The following is a 556-nucleotide window of genomic DNA, read 5'->3' as shown; positions in this document are numbered from 1 at the left end:
GAACAGTGCCGCTTGCCCCATAGATAAGCCGATCGGCAGCGTTGACCGGCGGCGGAAAGCGGCGTTGACTAGGAAGTACCGCGACCGTGCGCCGGCCGGTCACCGAAGTGGAAAGACGAATCCGCCATGGACATCGGGAAGAAGATCCGGGACAAGGCGCAAACCGCCGAGGGGGCCGTCAAGAAGACGGTGGGCAAGGCCACGGGAAACGAACGCCTGGAGGCCGAGGGAAGAAGAGAACAGTCCAAGGGACACGCAAAGCAGGCCGGGAGCAAGATCAAAGAGGCGGGGCAGAAGATCAAGCACGTCTTCGAACGCTGACCGTGGAGTAGGGCAGGCATCCCGAAGACCACGGACCGGGCTTCTACCCGGTCCGTCTGCCGTGAGCAGACAGGCCACCGATTCGCCGCTCGTCCGGGTCAGGGTGGGTCCATGACCAGGGTGCCGTAGTTGTTGACTTCCGGGGCTGTGACCTGCAGTTTCATGCGTTCAGGACCAGGTCGACCGCGTGGTCAGGGTTGGCGGCCAGTCGTCGGCAGGCCCGGGCGATGTTCGA

1 protein-coding gene is annotated in these 556 nt (G+C 63.8%); it reads left to right on the top strand.

The window, feature by feature from the left end; genetic code table 11:
- Positions 1 to 126: 126 nt before the first annotated feature.
- Positions 127 to 321: a CsbD family protein gene (locus Q8814_RS26440; RefSeq protein ID WP_330154864.1), complete on the top strand. Its 195-nt coding sequence runs from the start codon at positions 127 to 129 to the stop codon at positions 319 to 321.
- Positions 322 to 556 lie beyond the last annotated feature (235 nt).

The organism is Rhodococcus chondri (assembly GCF_036327435.1).
In the GTDB taxonomy this organism is placed as follows: Bacteria; Actinomycetota; Actinomycetes; order Mycobacteriales; family Mycobacteriaceae; genus Rhodococcus; species Rhodococcus chondri.
Note: the sequence above shows the minus strand (reverse complement) of the source record. Positions and strands in the feature narration are given on the sequence as shown.

Coding starts and splice junctions, on each gene's coding strand:
- Q8814_RS26440 (WP_330154864.1), top strand. CDS start 127: ATGGACATCGGGAAGAAGATCCGGGACAAGGCGCAAACCGCCGAGGGG.